14 protein-coding genes and 2 tRNA genes are annotated in these 15,480 nt (G+C 52.1%); 8 read left to right on the top strand and 8 right to left on the bottom strand.

The genetic code is table 11. From position 1 onward, the window contains the following. Positions 1-5: 5 nt before the first annotated feature. Together BBP27_RS07700 and BBP27_RS07695 are read right to left on the bottom strand one after the other, a co-directional pair. Positions 6-914 carry a dialkylrecorsinol condensing enzyme gene (locus tag BBP27_RS07700; protein ID WP_188212107.1) on the bottom strand — a complete coding sequence of 303 codons (909 nt, stop codon included), beginning with the start codon at positions 912-914 and terminating at the stop codon, positions 6-8. Positions 915-1,222: 308 nt separating this feature from the next. Further along, positions 1,223-1,298 (bottom strand) — tRNA-Phe (locus BBP27_RS07695). A 204-nt stretch (positions 1,299-1,502) separates the two neighbouring features. Between BBP27_RS07695 and BBP27_RS07690 the strand changes: the two genes are divergently transcribed. Then, positions 1,503-2,063, top strand: coding sequence for a hypothetical protein (locus tag BBP27_RS07690; protein WP_188212106.1), 561 nt, complete (start codon positions 1,503-1,505; stop codon positions 2,061-2,063). A gap of 47 nt (positions 2,064-2,110) precedes the next feature. Here the strand turns inward: BBP27_RS07690 and coaD are convergent, their stop codons facing one another. The 3 genes from coaD to BBP27_RS07675 form a co-directional block, all read right to left on the bottom strand. Next, a complete protein-coding gene (gene coaD / locus BBP27_RS07685; protein WP_188212123.1) occupies positions 2,111-2,623 on the bottom strand; it encodes a pantetheine-phosphate adenylyltransferase in 513 nt (170 codons plus the stop codon). 105 nt (positions 2,624-2,728) lie between these two features. Further along, positions 2,729-3,415: a Bax inhibitor-1 family protein gene (locus tag BBP27_RS07680; RefSeq protein ID WP_188212105.1), complete on the bottom strand. Its 687-nt coding sequence runs from the start codon at positions 3,413-3,415 to the stop codon at positions 2,729-2,731. 162 nt (positions 3,416-3,577) lie between these two features. Continuing rightward, on the bottom strand, positions 3,578-3,853 hold the full coding sequence (locus tag BBP27_RS07675; RefSeq protein ID WP_003682648.1) for an oxidative damage protection protein: 276 nt from the start codon (positions 3,851-3,853) through the stop codon (positions 3,578-3,580). 127 nt (positions 3,854-3,980) lie between these two features. Between BBP27_RS07675 and glnE the strand changes: the two genes are divergently transcribed. Further along, the gene (glnE, locus tag BBP27_RS07670) at positions 3,981-6,665 is read left to right on the top strand and encodes a bifunctional [glutamate--ammonia ligase]-adenylyl-L-tyrosine phosphorylase/[glutamate--ammonia-ligase] adenylyltransferase (protein ID WP_188212104.1); all 2,685 of its coding nucleotides are present in this window, start codon (positions 3,981-3,983) and stop codon (positions 6,663-6,665) included. A gap of 156 nt (positions 6,666-6,821) precedes the next feature. Here the strand turns inward: glnE and BBP27_RS07665 are convergent, their stop codons facing one another. Beyond that, positions 6,822-7,049, bottom strand: coding sequence for a hypothetical protein (locus tag BBP27_RS07665; protein WP_003748187.1), 228 nt, complete (start codon positions 7,047-7,049; stop codon positions 6,822-6,824). Positions 7,050-7,371: 322 nt separating this feature from the next. Here BBP27_RS07665 and BBP27_RS07660 point away from each other — a divergent pair, with 322 nt between their 5' ends. From BBP27_RS07660 to BBP27_RS07635, 6 genes are all read left to right on the top strand, one after another. Then, positions 7,372-8,481, top strand: a complete 1,110-nt coding sequence (locus BBP27_RS07660) for an FAD-dependent oxidoreductase (RefSeq protein WP_188208830.1) — start codon at positions 7,372-7,374, stop codon at positions 8,479-8,481. Positions 8,482-8,649: 168 nt separating this feature from the next. Further along, positions 8,650-10,713, top strand: coding sequence for a glycine--tRNA ligase subunit beta (gene glyS / locus BBP27_RS07655; protein ID WP_188208829.1), 2,064 nt, complete (start codon positions 8,650-8,652; stop codon positions 10,711-10,713). Positions 10,714-10,877: 164 nt separating this feature from the next. Beyond that, the gene (apbC, locus tag BBP27_RS07650) at positions 10,878-11,957 is read left to right on the top strand and encodes an iron-sulfur cluster carrier protein ApbC (protein ID WP_188212103.1); all 1,080 of its coding nucleotides are present in this window, start codon (positions 10,878-10,880) and stop codon (positions 11,955-11,957) included. A 59-nt stretch (positions 11,958-12,016) separates the two neighbouring features. After that, positions 12,017-12,092, top strand: a tRNA-Lys gene (locus tag BBP27_RS07645). A gap of 159 nt (positions 12,093-12,251) precedes the next feature. Beyond that, positions 12,252-12,653: a hypothetical protein gene (locus tag BBP27_RS07640; RefSeq protein WP_188212102.1), complete on the top strand. Its 402-nt coding sequence runs from the start codon at positions 12,252-12,254 to the stop codon at positions 12,651-12,653. A 31-nt stretch (positions 12,654-12,684) separates the two neighbouring features. Continuing rightward, positions 12,685-13,140 carry a DUF6636 domain-containing protein gene (locus BBP27_RS07635; protein ID WP_188212101.1) on the top strand — a complete coding sequence of 152 codons (456 nt, stop codon included), beginning with the start codon at positions 12,685-12,687 and terminating at the stop codon, positions 13,138-13,140. A 164-nt stretch (positions 13,141-13,304) separates the two neighbouring features. Here the strand turns inward: BBP27_RS07635 and BBP27_RS07630 are convergent, their stop codons facing one another. Both BBP27_RS07630 and BBP27_RS07625 read right to left on the bottom strand, forming a co-directional pair. Beyond that, positions 13,305-14,558, bottom strand: coding sequence for an ABC transporter permease (locus BBP27_RS07630; protein ID WP_188212100.1), 1,254 nt, complete (start codon positions 14,556-14,558; stop codon positions 13,305-13,307). Continuing rightward, positions 14,555-15,469, bottom strand: coding sequence for an ABC transporter ATP-binding protein (locus BBP27_RS07625; protein ID WP_108699862.1), 915 nt, complete (start codon positions 15,467-15,469; stop codon positions 14,555-14,557). The genes BBP27_RS07630 and BBP27_RS07625 overlap by 4 nt, the downstream gene beginning before the upstream one ends. Positions 15,470-15,480 lie beyond the last annotated feature (11 nt).

Below are 15,480 nucleotides of genomic sequence, written 5' to 3'. Positions count from 1 at the left end.
ATGGATTATCTGCCTGACGGTTGTTCATAATAGTCCGCCAGCTTTTTCAGACGGCCTTTGAGCAGCGGATGCAGCAGTTTTTTCAAAATTACACTGATGGGTAAAACCACCAAAATCATCGCCAATAAAAAGACGATGTAGAAGCACAGCAGCGCACGGCGCAAAAGCGGAGAAATACGGCCTGCCGCCATCAAAAGCTTGCCCCAGACGAAGAAGCTGCGGCCGGCGGTACGTTCGCTGAAAATCAGTTTTTCATTAACTGTCACTGCGCCCATGTTTTGAAACAGGGTTTCGTCCAAAGGCTGTTGGTTTAACAGTGCATTGCGTAATTTCGTACCAAACCGCGCCGCATCCGCCAATTCTTCTTCAGCAATGCCGGCAGAGGGCAGGGAGCGGAAATAGCGCTTGTCGCCGGTCAGCATCCATGCGGGCGTGGTAATGAAACTTGCCGCGCTGTTGCAGTCATCGATTTTTACGATGTTGCCGATGAGTTTGGCGCCGTTTTGTTTCAGCAAAGATTTCATTTTTTCCTGCGCGCCCAGCCACATATTGCGACAGCCGATAAGCGTGATGACCGGTTTGCCGTCCAGCAGCCGGCGCGTTTCTTCGCGTTGCAAAAAGGCGGTAATTGGTTGCGAAGGAGAGAGGAACCAAACGGTGTAGGCAATGACCACTACATCGTAATCTTCGGATGGGATTTGCGGCGGCAGAATCGGGGCGGGTTTTAAATGGACGGTTTCAGGAAAGGTATCGAAAAAACGCCAAAACGGCCACGGAAACGGAAACGCCTGCTTCGGTACGATATTGACGCAATCGACCTGTATGCCGGCTGTTTGCAACGGCGCGGCAAAATTTCGCGCCAGGCTCGAGAGCTGCCCCGTTTGCGAGTAATGCACAATCAGCACTTTTTTCATTATCTTCCCTGCAATGAGTAAGTTATGGTTGGTTTGGACAGTATTATATAGTAAACCAACCTGCCTTGAACTTTATTCATATTCAGTATGTTCGCGAAGGTTTCAGCCGATTTGGATGGAAGCGCCGTATTCTGTCGGAATGGGGCGGTAAAGCGGATTTTTATGCCATGCCAACATGAACAACGGCCGTCTGAAATTTTTCAGACGGCCTTGTGTGGAAATCGGGACGCATGGTCTGGAGCAGGATTTGCGCTAAGTATGGCGTGCAAATCGTATAGATAAAAAAATAACCGCTTCAATGCGGTTGGTGGTGGCCAGAGGCGGAATCGAACCGCCGACACACGGATTTTCAATCCGTTGCTCTACCAACTGAGCTATCTGGCCTTCGCGTGTTTCGTTGCGAGATGTGAATTAAACCAAATTTCGTTGCCTTGTGCAAGCGTTTGCAGGCTTTATTTTTGAGGCGGCAAATTAAGATTTTGTTTTGTATTGAATTATTTTTCGTTTTAATTGGCGGTTTTTAGGTTTGCCGGTTTGATTTTCAGACGGCCTAAGATACAATCGGCTTTTTTGCTTTGGATTTATGCCATGCTGTATGTGTTTGTTCGTGATATGTGGGATGTTTTGCGTTTGCGCTATCGTTCGCCGGAGACGTATTTGTATTCGCCTTTGGTGATGGCGGCGGTGTTGCTGCTGTTGGGTGTGGTAAACGCGGCCAGCATGTCGCCTTTGTTTGGCAGTGGCGCGGCGGCGGTGTGCCTGTCGGTGATTTTGGTGATTGTGAAATGGTTGGTGTTGAGCCGCTCGATGCGCAAGGTGCTGCATTATTATGGTGCGCCCCGGCTGCCTTTGTGGGGCTTTATTTTGGTGTCTGAGGCGTTGCTGCTGCCGCTGTTGCTGGTGATGTATGTGCCGGCGTTGGCTGCGTTTGCGCTGTTGTGGCAGGCTTGGGTTTTTGTGGTGCAGGTGCGCGGTTTGATGTGGATGGGGAATGCGACGGTAGGCCGTGTTTTAGTGGGTTATGTGTTGTATGGTATCGGCATGTTGTGCGTGGGTACGGTGATTTTGATGTTGTTTATTAACGCCGGTTGGTTGGATATGGAAACGTTAAAACAAAACCTGCAGGCGGTGATGTCTGCCCGTCAATAATCAATGAAAATGGAAAGGCCGTCTGAAATGTTCGGACGGCCTTTGTTTTATGTGTTTGTTTCGTGGTCTTGGAGGATTTTTTGATAGACAGGGTCGGGGAGGTAGCGGCCTATCATGTCGCGCCAGCCTTGGGGGCCGACCAGGCCTTTGACCATGGTGGAGGACACTTCGGCTATTTCGCGCGGCGGCATCAGGAAAACGGTGGAGATTTCGGGGGCGATGTCGCTGTTGATGTAGCGCATCGAGCGTTCGTATTCGTAGTCGGCGGCGGAACGGATGCCGCGGACGATGAAATTGGCCTTGGCCTCGCGGGCGTAATCGACCAAAAAGCGGTTTTCAAACACGCTGATGCGGACGTTGTGGAAGGAGTGGGTAATGGCATCGAGCATGGCGCGGCGTTCTTCTATGCTGTAGGTACTGCGCTTTTCGGGATTGGTGCCGATGGCGACGATGAGTTCGTCAAAGAGGGATTGGGCTTCCTGTATCATCCACAGGTGGCCGAGGGTGGGTGGGTCGAAGCTGCCTGCGTACACGGCACGGCGCGGAGTGGTCGTGGTCATTTTGGGTTGGGAATGGGGTTTGTGTGCGTTCAGGATAGGGGAGTTTGCCGGTGATGTCAAAAATCAAAAAGGCCGTCTGAATTTCAGACGGCCTTTGCGGCTTGATCAGTCGTCACCGCTGAGAGAGATGAGGATTCTCAAGAGGCTGCTGAAAATATTGTAGATGGAGATGAAGATGGTCAGCGCTGCGCTGATGTGGCTGTCTTCGCCGCCGTCGATGACGGTACGCACCTGCCACATAATCATCAGGGAACTGAAGACAACGAAGCCGGCCGCGATAGTCAGGCTCAGGGCAGGGATGTTGAGGAAGATGTTGGCCACAACGGCAATCATGAGCACGATGGCGCCGGCACCGAGGAAGCTGCCGAGTTTGTTCATGTTCATTGTGGTGCGGCGTGCCATGGCGGACATGGTGAAGAATACGCCGGCGGTCATGGCGGCGGCCGTACCGACGATTTGTGCGCCGTTATTAATAGACAGGGTGTATTGCAACATAGGGCTGATGGCAAGGCCCATGCCGAAAGTGAAGATCATCAACAGGGCTACGCCGACGTTGCTGTAACGGTTTTTTTCGATCAGGAAGGTCATGCCGTAGAAGAAGCCGAAGAAGGCGGCCAGGGCAACATAGTATGAACCGAACATGGCGAAAATGTTAAAGCCTGTTTTGGCGGAAAAGAACGCGCCGGCAATGGCAGGAATGAAAGACAGGCCGAGCAGGCGGTAGGTTTTTTGCAGGACGGTATTTTTGGCAACCGAGCCTTGCGAGGTATAGTCGTAAACGTCGTTTTGCATGGCGTTTGCTCCAGTGTGGATTGAAATGAATGAAATTTGGATTTTAACAGAAAATCATGGGTTTGTATGATTTATCTGTTCTATTTGTCTAATATGCGGGGTAATCGGGAATTTTAAAGGCCGTCTGAAAATCGGGTTTCAGACGGCCTCGGCGTTTAATGTTTATTTAGGCTCTTGCGGAACGTAGCCTTGTACGGCATCTGCGCCGTCGCCGAAGAAGTATTGTTCCATCTGCTGGGCGAGGTATTCGCGCGCACGTGGATCGGCAAGGCTTAAGCGGTTTTCGTTGATGAGCATGGTTTGGTGGCGGGTCCATGCCATCCATGCTTCTTGGGAAACGTTTTCGAAGATGCGTTTGCCCAGCTCGTTGGGCAGCGGCGGAAATTTCATGCCTTCGGCTTCTTTGCCGAGTTTGACGCAGTGAACCATACGGGTCATGGCGGTTTCCTTATGATGGGTTGCAAAGTTGGTATTTTAGCCGATTGCACGGATAGGGGAAAGCGTGGGTTTCAGACGGCCTGAAACCTTGCTATGATGGTCTTTTCTGTTTATTCAGGCAAAGATTATGAACCGCCTCGACACCGCCCGCCGTTATTCCCTTTTTCTCGCCCGTAATCTTGATTCAGGCAAACTCAAGCCCGAAATCTTCCTGCCCATGCTGGACAAGGTGTTGACCGAAGCGGATTTCCAAGCCTTTGCCGATTGGGACAAAATTCGCGCGGAAGAAAACGAGGAAGAATTGGCGCGGCAGTTTCGCGAGTTGCGCCGTTATGTGGTGTCGCAGATTATCGTGCGCGATATCAACCGCATCAGCGATTTGAACGAAGTAACCCGCACGATTACGCTGTTTGCCGATTTTGCCGTCAATACCGCGTTGGACTTTTCCTACGCCTATTATCAGGATATGTACGGTACGCCGATCGGGCGTTATACCAAATCGCCGCAGCATTTGAGCGTGGTAGCGATGGGCAAGGCGGGAGGCTATGAGTTGAACGTGTCTTCCGACATCGATTTGATTTTCGTCTATCCCGAATCGGGCGACACCGACGGCAGGCGCGAACGGGGCAATCAGGAATTTTTCACCAAAGTCGGGCAGAAACTGATTGCATTGTTGAACGACATTACCGCCGACGGGCAGGTGTTCCGCGTCGATATGCGGCTGCGGCCGGACGGCGATTCGGGCGCGTTGGTATTGAGTGAAACCGCGCTGGAGCAATATCTGATTACGCAGGGGCGCGAATGGGAACGCTACGCGTGGTGCAAAGGCCGCGTGGTTACGCCGTATCCGAACGACATCAAATCGCTGGTGCGCCCTTTCGTGTTCCGCAAATATCTGGATTACAGCGCGTATGAAGCGATGCGCAACCTGCACCGCCAAATCCGCAGCGAAGTCAGCAAAAAAAGCATGGCGGACAACATCAAACTCGGCGCAGGCGGCATCCGCGAAGTCGAATTTATCGCCCAGATTTTCCAGATGATACGCGGCGGGCAAATGCGCGCGCTGCAACTGAAAGGCACGCAGGAAACGCTGAAGAAACTTGCCGAACTGGGCATCATGCCGTCTGAAAACGTCGAAACCCTGCTGGCTGCCTACCGATTCCTGCGCGACGTCGAACACCGCCTGCAATACTGGGACGACCAACAAACCCAAACCCTGCCCACCTCGCCTGAACAGCAACAACTGCTCGCCGAAAGCATGGGTTTCGACAGCTACGCCGCCTTTTCAGACGGCCTCAACATTCATCGGAACAAAGTCAATCAGTTGTTCAACGAAATCTTGAGCGAACCCGAAGAACAAACGCAAAGCAACAGCGAATGGCAGTGGGCATGGCAGGAAAAACCCGACGAAGAAGAGCGGCTAGGCCGTCTGAAAGAACACGGGTTTGATGCCGAAACTGTCGCCGCAAGGCTCGACCAAATCCGGCACGGCCATAAATACCGCCATCTCTCCGCACACGCCCAGCCGCGTTTTGACGCCATCGTGCCGCTGTTCGTACAGGCGGCGGCAGAGCAACCCAACCCGACCGATACGCTGATGCGGCTGTTTGACTTCCTCGAAAACATCAGCCGCCGTTCCGCCTATCTCGCCTTCCTCAACGAACATCCGCAAACCCTGGCGCATCTGGCACAAATCATGAGCCAAAGCTCATGGGTGGCGGCGTATCTGAGCAAATATCCGATTCTGCTGGACGAACTCATTAGCGCGCAGCTTTTGGATACCGCGTTCGACTGGCAAGCCCTCGCTGCCGCCCTTTCAGACGACCTCAAAGCCTGCGGCGGCGACACCGAAGCGCAAATGGACACCCTGCGCCGCTTCCAACACGCCCAAGTCTTCCGCCTCGCCGTCCAAGACCTCGCCGGACTGTGGACGGTAGAATCCCTTTCCGACCAACTCTCCGCCCTCGCTGACACCATCCTCGCCACCGCCATGTCGTGCGCGTGGGCGGATATGCCCAAAAAACACCGCGACACGCCGCAATTTGCCATCATCGGCTACGGCAAACTGGGCGGTAAAGAGCTCAGCTATTCCTCCGACCTCGACCTCGTCTACCTCTACGACGATCCCCATCCCGACGCAGGCGACGTGTACAGTCGCCTTGCCCGCCGCCTGACCAACTGGCTTTCCGCCGCCACCGGCGCAGGCAGCCTCTACGAAACCGACCTGCGCCTGCGCCCCAACGGCGACGCCGGCTTCCTCGCCCACAGCATCGCCGCCTTCGAAAAATACCAGCGCGAAAACGCCTGGACGTGGGAACACCAGTCCCTCACCCGCGCCCGTTTTATTTGCGGCACACCCGAAATTCAGACGGCCTTCGACCGCATCCGCACCGAAATGCTGACCGCCGAACGCGACCCAACCGTTTTAGCAAGCGAAATCATCGAAATGCGTGAAAAAATGTTCCCCACCCATCCGCCGGTTGACAGCAATGTCAAATACGCGCGCGGCGGCGTGGTCGACGTCGAATTTATCGTCCAATATCTGATACTTGCCCATGCCCGCCAATATCCGCAACTCCTCGACAACTACGGTAACATTGCTCTCTTGAACATCGCCGCCGACTGCGGCCTCATCGACAAAACCCTCGCCGAACAAAGCCGCACCGCCTACCGCTTCTACCGCCAGCAGCAACACAACACCAAACTGCGCGATGCCAAAAAAAACGAAGTAACGGACGAATTGCTGACCCACTACGGCAATGTGCGAAAACTGTGGCAGGAAGTATTCGGGGCAGAAGTGAAGTTCGGATAAGCAGGCGGACGTATTCAGCGTCAAAGCCTGCACGGCAACACAATTTACCGCCACAGCAAACGCGCTTTAAAAGGCATATTTTCGGATATAAAAGTACTGTTTTGCAAAGATATAAAAAAGGCCGTCTGAAACTTTTCAGACGGCCTTTTATGGTATTTATTCTTCTTCCTCTTCCGGTTCTGCTTCTGCCTCTGCAGGTTTTTCAAGGAAATTGCCTGCCAACCACAGTAAAGCGCCGCCGCCTGTAATGCCTGCTTTAATCCACATGGCGGTATCTTCGCCCCATTCGTAAATCCAGGCCAAGACTTTGGGGACGGCGTTCATATAATTCAAACCGAATGCCAATACGCCGAGGATAAATAAAGTACTGCCCAAGCTTTTCATTTTTATTCCTTATAAAATCAAATATATGCATCAAAACAATTTAATAAATGCAGTGATGCCGAGTGAATGAATGTGTCAAGAAATGCCATTATATTCGGTTTTATGTAAAGAAGATATTTTTATCAAAGCTGATTGGCAGCCTGAGGCGATGGGGAACTGCTTGCAGAGGGAGGGATTCCGTCTGTTTGTTTATAAGTTATCGGCTTGGCCTGGGCAGTCATGATATGCAAAAACTGTTCTCATTTTGTGTCGATATTGTGATAAAGCAAAACAAGTTCTAAAATGTGCAGTTCATTTTCATATTAAAAACAAGGAGAAACTAATGTCTAAGATTGCTGTACTCGGCGGCGGCCTTTCCGGTCGCCTTATTGCGTTCCAATTGGCGGAGCAGGGCGTGGCAGTAGAGTTGTTTGAGAAAGGCGAACGTAACGGCGCACAAGCCGCAGCCTATGTTGCCGCCGCCATGCTGGCGCCTTCTTCTGAGGCGGTGGAGGCAACGCCTGAAGTCATCCGTTTAGGCCGGCAGAGTTTCGCGCTGTGGCGCGGTATTTTAGGCCGTCTGAACACGCCGGTGATGATGCAGGAAAAAGGCAGCCTGATTGTTTGGCATACGCAGGACAAGCCGCTTTCTGCCGAGTTTGCCCGTCATTTGAAGCGCGGCGGCGTGCCGGAACACGAAACCATACGTTGGAACGCGGACGAAATCGCGGCCAACGAGCCGCAACTGGCAGGACGGTTTTCAGACGGCCTGTATCTGCCGGCGGAAGGACAGTTGGACGGACGGCAGGTATTGAATGCGCTGGCCGATGCTTTGGCGTCGATGAATGTGCCTTGCCATTGGTCGTGCGAACGCGAAGTCGAAGATTTGGCGGCGCAATACGATTGGGTCATCGACTGCCGCGGTTATGGTGCAAAAGCAGCGTGGAACAGGCCGTCTGAAAGCCAATTGCGCGGCATACGCGGTGAAGTGGCGCGCGTTTACGCACCCGAAGTCGAGCTGTCCCGCCCAGTGCGCCTGCTGCATCCGCGCTATCCTTTGTATATCGCGCCGAAGGAAAACCATATTTTTGTGATTGGTGCGACCCAAATCGAAAGCGAAAGCCAAGCTCCGGCCAGCGTGCGTTCCGGCTTGGAACTTTTGTCTGCGCTGTACGCCGTGCATCCGGCATTTGGCGAGGCAAACCTTTTGGAACTGGCCACCGGCCTGCGTCCGACGTTAAACCACCACAATCCTGAAATCCGCTTCAACTGCGAACGCCGCCTGATTGAAGTCAACGGCCTGTTCCGCCACGGCTTTATGATTTCTCCGGCCGTGACCGGCGCGGCCGTGCGTTTGGCCGGCGCGCTGTTTGCCGGAAGCGACATTCCCGAAAGCGACATTCCCGAAAGCGACGAAACCAGCGGTTTGCCGTATATCCGCGCTGCGAATTGAAGCCTTTGCGGACGAAGTTGCTTGAAAATCGGGCAAATTGTTTGTGAAAGACAGCCACAGGCCGTCTGAAAATGATAAAATCGCCGTCAATTCAATCAACCTTGCGTCTGAAAACCGCATGATGCCGTTTTCAGACGCCAAACCAATTTCCTATTTAACGATAAGCACATGACAACCCAAACCCTCTTAATCGAACTTCTCACTGAAGAACTCCCGCCAAAGGCCCTCAATAATTTGGGCAACCATTTTGCCGCTTCCGTTGCCGAAGGCTTGGAAAAAGCGCAACTAATTGACGGCACAGCCGAATACACTGCCTACGCTTCTCCGCGCCGTTTGGCCGTCCAAGTCAAAAACGTGAAGGCCGTACAAGCCGACCAAAAAATCGTGAAAAAAGGCCCGGCCGTGGCCAATGCCATGAAAGACGGTGCGCCGACCAAGGCTTTGGAAGGTTTTGCGCGCGGTGCGGGTGCGAAAATCGAAGACTTGACCATCATCAACGACGGCAAGCAAGACGTGTACGCCTACGAATACGTCCAAACCGGCAAACCGCTGGGCGAACTTTTGGAAGACATCATCAATGCCGCAGTGAAAAAACTGCCGATTCCTAAAGTCATGCGTTGGGGCAGCAGCACATTCACCTTCGTGCGTCCTGTACACAGCCTGATCGTGCTGCACGGCGGCGACATCGTCAACGTCAGCGTTTTGGGTCTGCAAAGCGGCAACAAAACATTGGGTCACCGCTTCCTCTCCAACGGCGAAATCGCCATCGAAAATGCCGACAGCTACGCCGCACAAATGCGCGAGCAAGGCAAAGTAGAAGCATCGTTTGCCGAACGCAAAGCCGCCATTCAGGCGGCCTTGAACGAACAGGCAGGCCGTCTGAATGCGACCGTTGCCGCCGATGAAGCATTGTTGGACGAAGTGACCGCATTGGTCGAATGGCCTGTGGTATTGGAAGCCGGTTTTGAAGAACACTTCCTCGCCGTACCGCAAGAATGCTTGATTCTGACCATGCAGCAAAACCAAAAATACTTCCCGCTGCTCGACCAAAACGGCAAGCTGATGAACCGCTTCCTGCTGGTGTCCAACCTGCAAACCGAAGATCCGTCACACATCATCCAAGGCAACGAACGCGTTTTGCGCGCGCGCCTGTCTGATGCCGAGTTCTTCTACAAACAAGACCAAAAAGCGACTTTGGAAAGCCGCCTGCCGAAATTGTCCAGCGTGGTTTACCACAACAAAATCGGTTCTCAGGCCGAACGCATCGAGCGTCTGCAAAGCATTGCCGCCCACATTGCCAAAGCATTGGGTGCGGATGCCGCCGCAGCCGAGCGCGCCGCACGTTTGGCCAAAGCCGACTTGGTGACCGAAATGGTCGGCGAGTTCCCTGAATTGCAAGGCACCATGGGCAAATACTATGCCCGCTTGGATGGCGAAACAGAAGAAATCGCCGAAGCCATCGAGCAGCACTACCAACCGCGTTTTGCCGGCGACAACCTGCCAGAGGGCAAAGTGGCAACTGCCGTTGCTTTGGCCGACAAACTGGAAACCTTGGTCGGCATTTGGGGCATCGGTCTGATTCCGACCGGCGACAAAGACCCATACGCCCTGCGCCGCTCCGCCTTGGGTATTTTGCGTATGCTGATGCAGTACGGTTTGGACGTAAACGAACTGATTCAGACGGCCTTCAACAGCTTCCCTCAAGGTTTGCTCAACGAGAAAACGCCGTCTGAAACCGCCGACTTCATGCAGGCGCGTTTGGCTGTGTTGCTGCAAAACGATTATCCGCAAGACATCGTTGCCGCAGTATTGGCGAAACAGCCGCGCCGTCTGGACGACGTAGTGGCCAAACTGCAGGCCGTTGCCGCGTTCAAACAGCTGCCCGAAGCCGCCGCATTGGCCGCAGCCAACAAACGCGTGCAAAACCTGCTGAAAAAAGCCGATGCCGAGTTGGGCGCGGTTAACGAAAGCCTGTTGCAACAAGACGAAGAAAAAGCCCTGTACGCCGCCGCACAAGGTTTGCAGCCGAAAATCTCTGCCGCCGTTGCCGAAGGCAATTTCCAAACTGCTTTGTCCGAGCTGGCTTCCGTCAAGCCGCAAGTCGACGCATTCTTCGACGGCGTGATGGTAATGGCCGAAGATGCCGCCGTGAAGCAAAACCGTTTGAACCTGCTGAATCGCTTGGCAGAACAAATGAACGCAGTTGCCGACATTGCGCTCTTGAGCGAATAAGGCCGCGTTTCAGTTGACCCTTTTTTCAGGCTGCCCGATGATTCAGGCAGCCTGAAGTTTTTCGGGCGTATCCCTTGCATGGCGTTCAAGGGTATAATTCAGCAGATTTGTCAGGCAGGCAAATCGCGCACATCAAACAATTTCCCACATTCAAGAGGCAGATTATGAATATTCCAGCCATCCGAACCGCACTCGATGCCGTGTTGATTCCCACCACAATACGCACTTTGGGCAGCGAAAAAGCCGTTTCGCTTCTGGAAGAGCATTCAGACGGCCTGCATATCGGCCTGAAATTCGCGTTCCCAGTTGCCCATATTGCCGCAGACATTGCCAACGCCGTTCAAGAAGCCGTCATTTTGCATACCGGCGATACCCACATTCACTTGAGTATCGATACCGAAATCGGTACGCATAAAGTTCAACCCGGCGTAGCAACCATCAAAGGCGTGAAAAATATCATCGCCGTTGCATCGGGCAAAGGCGGCGTCGGCAAATCAACGACCACAGCCAACCTTGCCACCGCAATGGCCAGAATGGGCGCGCGCGTCGGCGTACTCGATGCCGACCTGTACGGCCCAAGCCAGCCCACCATGCTCGGCGTACAAGACCGCAAACCCGACCAACAAAACAAAAAACTCATTCCCGTTGAAGCCGAAAGCGGCATTCAAGTGATGTCCATCGGTTTCCTGGTCGATACCGACCAAGCCGTCGTTTGGCGCGGCCCGATGGTCAGCCAAGCCTTGCAACAGCTTATGTTCCAAAGCGAGTGGGACAATGTCGATTATCTCTTCATCGACCTGCCGCCCGGTACCGGCGATATCCAATTGACCCTGTCGCAAAAAATCCCCGTGACCGGCTCCGTTGTCGTCACCACGCCACAAGACATCGCCCTGATTGATGCACGCAAAGCCGTGGATATGTTCAACAAAGTCAATATCCCGATTTTGGGCGTTTTAGAAAACATGTCTGTCCATATTTGCACCAACTGCGGCCATGCCGAAGCAATCTTCGGCGCAGAAGGCGGCAAAAACTTGGCAGAGCGTTTGAATGTACCGTTGCTCGGCCAACTTCCATTGAGCCTGCCTGTACGCGAAGCCATGGACAGCGGCACATCTTCAGCCTTGTTTGAAAACAACCAAACCATCGCCGATATCTACACCGAAGCCGCCTTCCAAATTGCACTGGCCATTGCCGATAAAGGCAAAGACTTCAGCAGCCGCTTCCCGAAAATCGTTGTCGAATAAAAAAGTTTAAAAAAGGTGTTGACAGCTGTGCGCCCCATCTCTATAATGCACAGCTTATCGGGTCGTTAGCTCAGTCGGTAGAGCAGCGGACTTTTAATCCGTTGGTCGAGCGTTCGAATCGCTCACGACCCACCAAATATAAAAAACCTGCTTTGAAAAAAGCAGGTTTTTTTACGTTTGGATTTTAGTATTTTGCAAAGGTTTTAGATATATAATATGAATGACCACATCTTAACTTGTTAAATATAATATTGCTAACATGACTATCTATAAATTTAAGGAGTATTTAAGGAAATGAAAAAAGTATTATTTTTCTCTACGATTCTCATGGGTATGACCTTTTGTTATGCCCAAGGAAATGTTACCCATAATAAAGATGTTTGCCCTAAAAGTATGTTAGAAAATATTGAAGAGGTCGACTACGATTGCTTAGATATTTTAGATATGCGTTTGGAAAAAGAAATTGATGAAGAATACAAACTACTATACCAACGGGTAAAGAACGAAGATATAGCTTTACACGCTTTGCCAGCTTCTTATTTTACTAAGATACATAAAACTTGGGAGGAGTATAAAGATCAACTTTGCTCTGACCCGACAAATGACACAGACCTGAAATCCGCGGCCGATTGGTATATTCTTAAATGTAGAATTGAACAATCACAAGCGCATTTGAAAGCATTGAAACGTTTTTAATTTCTTTTATTCACTATATAGAAATCTTTATATGAAAAAATTATTTATTTTGGCATCGCTCACTTTATCTGTTACAGCTTATGCAACATCTCCTACAGAAGGAACTGAAAATGAGATAAATAGCGGGCTATATAACATCGATTTTCGCGCAGGAAACGGTAAGATTTATTGTGGCGGTGATGTGAAAGTATCTGATTTGGCTCAGGGTGTATCATGTCTGACTGAAATTAAAGGCAAACCTGTTTTACCGCGTCCCAACGATTGCGAACTTGAATGGGGTGGAACATTCTTCTTAGGTAAAACTGGTAAAGCAGATATGGTTTGCCATAGTGATTTTCCTTTTAATCCTAAAGCCCGTATCTTGAAAAATGGAGAAACAGTTAAAGGCAATGGCTGGCAATGTACGGCATCTGCTTCTGAAGTGACTTGCTCTAATCAAGATAAACATGGGTTTAAGATTAGCCAAAAAATGCAGAAGTTGTTTTAATACATATAGTGACTGTATTTTTACCCTATGGAGTTAAAATACAGTCACTATTGGTTTTCTTGTTATCGAGACAAGTTGAAACTGTTATAGCTTTAATAAAAAGGCTGTCTGAAATTTAAACATAATTTCAGACAGCCTTGCTTTTATGGTTTTGACAAGGTTTTTTAAAACCTAACCTGCGTCTGCAACTGCCTACGATAAACCAATACGGCAGCAGTCAGCGTGGCAAAAGAGAACGCTGAAAGTAGAAGCAGATAACGGCTGATCCCGTCCAAGCCGCTGCGGTTGAGCAGCAGTTCCTGAAAAGCCTTTAAGCCCCATGCCATCGGGGAAATCCAAGTGAGTTGCTGCATGGTTTCGGGCATGACGTGTGCAGGCACCATAATGCCGCCGATTGCCGCCATCAGGATGATGCCGCCGCCGCCGAGGACGACGGCGTGTTCGGTGGATTTGGCGCAGACGCTGATTAGCAGCGCATAGCCGAGTGCGGCAGCGCTGACGGTGGCGGACAGCAGCGCGTAGGGAACAAGGCTGCCGTTGAGTATGAGGGCGGGTACGCCGATTTCGGGCAGCAGGTAGCGGCCGAGCAGCAGCATTCCGACAAATTGAAGCTGGTTAATCAGGAAATAGGGGACAAGTTTCGCAGCAATCAGGCCAGACGCGGAGGCGCGGGCGAGACGCAGGCGGGTGATGGTGTTGGTTTGGCGTTCCAGCGCCATGACGTTCGACAGCGGTATCATGATGAAAAACATACCGAAAATCAGCCATGCGGGAACGCTGTGCTGTACGGCGTTGGGTTTTTCCACCGTGCCGCTGCCTGCGCTCAGATAGTGTTCTTCCAGCATTTTTTTATCTAAAAAGCTGCGCACGGCGGCGAATTGTTCGTCGTTTTTTTCATCGACTTTTTTCTGGATGTCTTTGCGGATGGAACGGGGCAATTTTTTATTGTCGATTTTGATGCCGTCGTTGTTGTCGAAATAAGCGTCCAGCCGCGTTTGGGTGTAGTGCTGCTGCAAAACGCCTTTGACCGCTGCCAGCCATGAAGGCTCGGTATCCGGCGGTACATAGATTTGCAAGGCTTTGTTGTCGGTGATTTTGTCGGAAACGGGGTTCGGGTTGTGCAGTACTAGTTGGAAACGCTTGTCGTGCAGGCCGTTTTGCGCGTCGGTCAGTTTTTCAGACGGCATCAGTGTGACATGAATCTGCTCTTTTTCCAGTGCGGCGGCCAGTGCGGTATTGACGTTGTCGTCTGCTGCGCCGACCAGCGCGATACGGCTGTCGGTATGCGGATCTTGGTCGCGGCTCAGCGCCAACGACATAATCAGCATGAAGGCGATGGGCATCACAAACAACACGGCCAAACCGTGCAGGTCGCGGCAGAGCAGTTTGAGTTCTTTGAGGAGGGAAGAGATCGTCATTGTGGATTTTGCTTATCTGTTGCTGGCTCGTCTTTGCGCAGGAAATCAAGGTAAAACGTTTCCAGCGAACCGTGTCCCTGCTGGAAGTAGCGGATTTGCGCGCCGCTTTGTTGCAGGGCGGCGTAAACGGCGGCGGCATCGTGCGCCGTTTCCATCATACCGCGGCTGTCTACTTGCTTTGCACCCAAAGCGGCCAGTGTTTGAGGTGGCAGCGGCGGTTCGACGGTAAAGCGCACGACACCGGTTTGCGTACTTAAAAGCTCGTCCAAACCGCCGTGGTACACCAGTTTACCGTGTTGCAGCAGCGCAATTTTGCCGCAAAGCTGCTCGATTTCCGACAGATAGTGCGAGGTGTAAACCACCGTTACTCCCTGCCGCGTCAAATCCGCCACGCTGTCGAGGATAAAGCGGCGCGACTGCGGGTCGATGCCGACCGTGATTTCGTCAAGAAACACCAATTGCGGCGTGTTAATCAGGCCGATGGCAAAATTCAGACGACGTTTAAGCCCGCCCGAAAGATGCTTTGCCGCCTTGTTTTTGTGGGTGGTCAGGTCGGTCTGTTCCAACAGCGCATTCAGACGGCCTTTGTCGCGCACTTTGTAAAGCGAGGCGAAAAACAGCAGGTTGTCCCACACCGAAAGCTGCGGATAAAACGCGAAATCCTGCGGCACCAAACCGATTTTCTGCCGCTCGCTGCGGCTCAACAGGCGCAACGGCTTGCCGTCAAACAAAATTTCGCCCTGCCGTACTTCCTGCAAGCCGGCCAAAAGCGACATCAGCGTCGTTTTCCCCGCACCGTTGTGGCCGAGCAGCCCCAAACATTCGCCGTCGGCAATGTCGAACGACACATTATCCAGCGCAGCGGTTTCGGCTTTGGGATAACGGTGGGAGAGGGATTGGATTTGAATCATGGTTTCAGACG

Source organism: Neisseria sp. RH3002v2g, assembly GCF_014596425.2.
Taxonomy (GTDB): Bacteria; Pseudomonadota; Gammaproteobacteria; order Burkholderiales; family Neisseriaceae; genus Neisseria.
This window is presented reverse-complemented; position numbering and strand designations above follow the sequence as displayed.

What these genes read in the sequence shown, in the direction of transcription:
- BBP27_RS07665 (WP_003748187.1), bottom strand. Translation starts at nt 7,049, where the DNA reads ATGAAAAGCTTGGGCAGTACTTTATTTATCCTCGGCGTATTGGCATTC.
- BBP27_RS07675 (WP_003682648.1), bottom strand. Translation starts at nt 3,853, where the DNA reads ATGACCCGTATGGTTCACTGCGTCAAACTCGGCAAAGAAGCCGAAGGC.
- BBP27_RS07630 (WP_188212100.1), bottom strand. Translation starts at nt 14,558, where the DNA reads ATGACGATCTCTTCCCTCCTCAAAGAACTCAAACTGCTCTGCCGCGAC.
- BBP27_RS07660 (WP_188208830.1), top strand. Translation starts at nt 7,372, where the DNA reads ATGTCTAAGATTGCTGTACTCGGCGGCGGCCTTTCCGGTCGCCTTATT.
- BBP27_RS07690 (WP_188212106.1), top strand. Translation starts at nt 1,503, where the DNA reads ATGCTGTATGTGTTTGTTCGTGATATGTGGGATGTTTTGCGTTTGCGC.
- coaD (WP_188212123.1), bottom strand. Translation starts at nt 2,623, where the DNA reads ATGACCACGACCACTCCGCGCCGTGCCGTGTACGCAGGCAGCTTCGAC.
- apbC (WP_188212103.1), top strand. Translation starts at nt 10,878, where the DNA reads ATGAATATTCCAGCCATCCGAACCGCACTCGATGCCGTGTTGATTCCC.
- BBP27_RS07625 (WP_108699862.1), bottom strand. Translation starts at nt 15,469, where the DNA reads ATGATTCAAATCCAATCCCTCTCCCACCGTTATCCCAAAGCCGAAACC.
- BBP27_RS07680 (WP_188212105.1), bottom strand. Translation starts at nt 3,415, where the DNA reads ATGCAAAACGACGTTTACGACTATACCTCGCAAGGCTCGGTTGCCAAA.
- BBP27_RS07640 (WP_188212102.1), top strand. Translation starts at nt 12,252, where the DNA reads ATGAAAAAAGTATTATTTTTCTCTACGATTCTCATGGGTATGACCTTT.
- glyS (WP_188208829.1), top strand. Translation starts at nt 8,650, where the DNA reads ATGACAACCCAAACCCTCTTAATCGAACTTCTCACTGAAGAACTCCCG.
- BBP27_RS07635 (WP_188212101.1), top strand. Translation starts at nt 12,685, where the DNA reads ATGAAAAAATTATTTATTTTGGCATCGCTCACTTTATCTGTTACAGCT.
- glnE (WP_188212104.1), top strand. Translation starts at nt 3,981, where the DNA reads ATGAACCGCCTCGACACCGCCCGCCGTTATTCCCTTTTTCTCGCCCGT.
- BBP27_RS07700 (WP_188212107.1), bottom strand. Translation starts at nt 914, where the DNA reads ATGAAAAAAGTGCTGATTGTGCATTACTCGCAAACGGGGCAGCTCTCG.